This is a genomic window from Yeosuana sp. (genome assembly GCF_057126245.1).
Window position 1 is genome coordinate 1 of sequence record NZ_DBNGMQ010000116.1, and the last position, 4,090, is coordinate 4,090.

4 protein-coding genes are annotated in these 4,090 nt (G+C 32.5%); all 4 read right to left on the reverse strand.

What is annotated here, in order from left to right; all coding sequences use genetic code 11:
• Positions 1 to 9 precede the first annotated feature (9 nt).
• Entirely contained in the window at positions 10 to 729 is a 720-nt protein-coding gene (locus AC15TD_RS15140; RefSeq protein WP_484452980.1) for a DUF6090 family protein, read from the reverse strand.
• A gap of 85 nt (positions 730 to 814) precedes the next feature.
• Positions 815 to 2,560, reverse strand: a complete 1,746-nt coding sequence (locus AC15TD_RS15145; protein ID WP_484452981.1) for a TPR end-of-group domain-containing protein — start codon at positions 2,558 to 2,560, stop codon at positions 815 to 817.
• 170 nt (positions 2,561 to 2,730) lie between these two features.
• Positions 2,731 to 3,336 (reverse strand): hypothetical protein, encoded by a 606-nt coding sequence (locus AC15TD_RS15150; RefSeq protein WP_484452982.1) that lies wholly within the window; start codon positions 3,334 to 3,336, stop codon positions 2,731 to 2,733.
• Between the two features lie 145 nt (positions 3,337 to 3,481).
• The coding region (locus AC15TD_RS15155; protein WP_484452983.1) for a tetratricopeptide repeat protein at positions 3,482 to 4,090 on the reverse strand (609 nt) is incomplete at its 5' end.

Genomic DNA, 4,090 nt, shown 5'->3' on the forward strand with positions numbered 1-4,090 from the left:
TATTTTATTTCACAAACGAATTTCTTCATCAATAAGAATTAATATTTCTTCTATTTCTTTCTGCAACTCTTTATAAATATAAATCTGATAGTCAGCTCCTATAAAAATATCATAAAAAGTGTTTTGCAATATAAGGTCATCAAACATCACTAATCTATTTAGCTTGAACTTTGGGTTTTTAATATAGGATTGGTATCCTAACACCTGTTTCCATAAATCTTTTGTAATATTTTCAACTAGTATATTCTCATCCTCTTTTGCATCATTTACTAAATTTGGCCAATTAGTAAGTTTATTTTTTAATGAATCATTATTGATAATATTTAATCCGCCCGACAATAGAAGGCTCGTTAGAGCACCATCCGACGGATTAAAAGTGGCATAACCTTTTATATCAGTTTTAATACTATCTATTGGAATTAAACTTAATTCAGATTGTGTCATCCTAAATAATTTAAATATTTGGCTTATGTCGCTAACCATTATTTCAGTTTCGCCGATATTATCCTGTAACTGTGTTATGTTTGATTTAAAATTCGATCTAAGAGTTTTCAAAACTTTCTGTTCTGTAATTTTGTCTTTTCGAGCTTCATTCCAATTATTTATGGAAACTGCAATTAAAATCCCAATTACAACAAGAATAATTTCTCCAATTGCGTATTTCAGATACTTTCCAGTTTTACCTTCTGAAAGTAAATTTTGTCTAATTTTTCTAAAGAATTTTATCATTGGTTATTGGTTGCTTATAATGAAGGCTAACGGTCTAGTATATGAGCCGTTTACAATGGCTTATATACATTGTTATGCCTAGTTTTTATTTTCTTGATGATTTAATGACTTCCAATATTACATCCATTGCTTTGTCATTTCCCGCAAAATAATCTGTTGATGACCGAGCTACTGGGATATGTGGTGCAATCCATTTGCGATCATCTTCTGATTCGGAAGATTGGTGATACTGAGATGAAATAATCCCCATTAATCCTGAGTACGGTAACTTAAACCAACCGGATTCACCTGTGAAGTTAGGTGAGGAACCACTGGGCTCACCTACGAAAACAGCATTAGTAGTTGTTGTAATTCTAGTTAATAAATTCTGTGCTGCGGAAAATGTTTCTCGCCCGGCTAGTACGAAAATCGTTCCTTCAGGATTTGCAGCTTCAAAATTGATGATGGTTTTTATCATTGGGCCCAAGATTGCACCATTTCCGCCATTATTATGCCTTAAATCTAAAATGAAGTTTTGGACCTTATTCTGAGCTATTTGCCCACGTAGCTCTATATTGAAATCTTTTAATGATTGCTCTTCTTTTTGCCCGACCAAATTAAACTGAATAAAGATAGCATTGTGTTCGGGAAGAAATTCGTACCAATAAAGATCATCTCTTTTAGATAAGAACAAGGGTTGTTTTTCAACTTTTAATCTTGGCATCTTTGCAAGACCAGTAAAGTTCCAGGAAACTGGATTCATTATAACTTGCTGCGCATTTCCTTTTGTGTCGCTTAAAGTAATCGCTATTTCTTTGGTATCATTAATAATTGCTAAACTTTGAAGCACATCGGGCAGTCCTAAATAATAAGGACCCAACCAAAGTACCTGCATATCATTATCTCTAGCATTTACCACATTCGTTTTTACAAGAGCTTCTTCTACGGGCGTGTTTTCTATCGATATAACTTCATAACCAATCCATTGTTCATACCCTTCTTCTGCATCAACGATAAACAGCCCATCTGAGAACTGATAAAATTGAACAGGTAGTTTTTTTAAAGCACCAATTTTTGGGGTTGTTGGGAGAACTAAATTATGTCCACTTCCAAGACTTCCGACGACTTTCATAACCTCAACTACTATCTGCTCATCAGATAAAGTAGATGTGTTGCTTATTATATCCTGAATTGATTTCGAAAAATCAGTTTTGATCAATGCTTTTTTATTAGGATGTTGCAACTCCTTAATTCGCTTCTCAAGATAGCGCAAGTCTTTTTCCCAAGCTATTTCTCTGCTTATGTTCTCATCAGTATCAATCCCAAATAGTGCTTTAAAATCTTTATCATCATTAAAACTTTCAAAGGCAGGATCACCTATTATAAAGGGTTTTTCGTCATAACGAGCCTCAAATCCTTTTTGCAACCATAACAGAGCATTGGCCTTGTCACCATTAAGCGAATATGCTTTCGCAATTTGAATCATAATGTCATTTGAAGGATCAGAACCCACAGGATTGCCGGTTAAAACAGTTCCCCCGCCCAGGTCAAGGATTTTTTTAAGAGCATTTATGGCATTTGGATACTGCTGAACTTGGTAATATGAAAGTCCTAATAAATAGAATATGTCACCATCTTTTTGATAAGCTTGTGTAAGTTTTTCTAAAATAGGAATAGCCTCTTGCCATTTTTCATTCTCGACTAAACCAACGGCTTCATTTCTTTGGTTAAAGTATTCAATTGTATTTTCTACATTAACATTCTTCGATTGAGAAAAAGCCTCAGTGGATACAACAAGAGTTGAAATGAAAATACCAATAAGGACTATTGTGTAAGTTTTTATTTTGAACATTTTTATATCATTTTTTCTAATTAGGCATAACGGTTACGTATAAGAATAGTGCGGTTTTGTGTGCGAGGATTTTCCACAGGAAAATCAGACGTAACAAAATAGCACTAACCTTTGATTAAGCACTAAACTACGCATTATTTTTATACGATGTTGCCAGTAGTGTTTTAGTCTTAAAAATCATCATTTATTTCGTAATATATTCTTCCGTTTAATGGAATCATAGTGGTTGTTCCGTATGAATTAGAATTAGAAATCTTTTGTAATTCATATATTTTATTTGCATTAACTCTGTCCCAATATTCTAATGGAATAGTTTCTACAATTCCGAAAATCATTTTATCTCCACCTTCGCATCTGGTATCTACGAAATGTTCTTTAGGAACAAAATCGAGTGTAAAATCCAATTCTCCGTTTTTCTTAAAGTATTTCCATTTTCCAATTCGGTAATAATAGAACGCTCGGAATACACCACCCATTCCACAGTCGATAAAAGAACTTATTTTATAATTTCCTTCTGCAGTTAAAATTCCGTCCGAGTCAAATTCTTTCCACAAATTGAATTTTAAATCACTAACATTATTATCAGAAATTGCCATTTTTCCAATTCCTATTACAGTTCCTTTTTTATTTTTCAGTTTTATTAAAGTATCATTTTCAGGTATTCCATTTTCAAGTTCCCCATAGTGTTTATCGTCTTGAATGTAAATCCGATTTAGATTTCGGGTTCCACAACCAAAGGTCAAAATAATTAATATAAAGATTATCGATTTGTTCATTTTCGCATTACTGGCAACGGTTAGTATATGAAAAGTAGCGGATTTTAAGCATTACCTTTTCGGTTTATAACAGACCTTTGTTTTATTATTTATCTTTCGTTTAAGTATCAAAACCGCTATTTTTTATATACTTTGTTGGCATTAGTTATTCCTCCAATAGTTTTTCAATTTTTTCAATCATTTCACCAGCAGCTTCATTGTTTGGATTTAACTCTAAAGATACCTTGTAGTTTTTTAGAGCTAATTCATATTCCTTATTTATAAAATAAGCTTCTCCAAGACTATCGTAAGGATTCGGGAATTTTGGAAATTCGGAAACCAATAATGTAAATATTTTTATTGCTTCTTCTACTTTGTTTTTTGATAATAATTCATATCCAAGATTGTTCAATGCATTTTGATTTCCAAAATCGTATGCATCTATATTATCTTTCTTTAGTTGATGATATAAAGCAATCCCTTCATCCACATTTTTCATTGTTTTAGCTCTAATTTCCTCTTCTATTGATTTTTTTCCATTCGGTTTTAAATCATTCGAAAGTCTCCTAGCGGCAAGATGAAGTAAGTCGCCTGTAACCTGTGTACTGGCGTTTGTGATGATAGATACAGCCATATTGTATGCGGGATAAACATAAAACACATTTTGCATACCCATTCCTCCTCCATGGTGACTATAATGGATAGTTCCATCGTTATTATTTCCTATATTCCAATAATACCCTAATGAAAAATTTGAATGAACAGTAAAATTAAG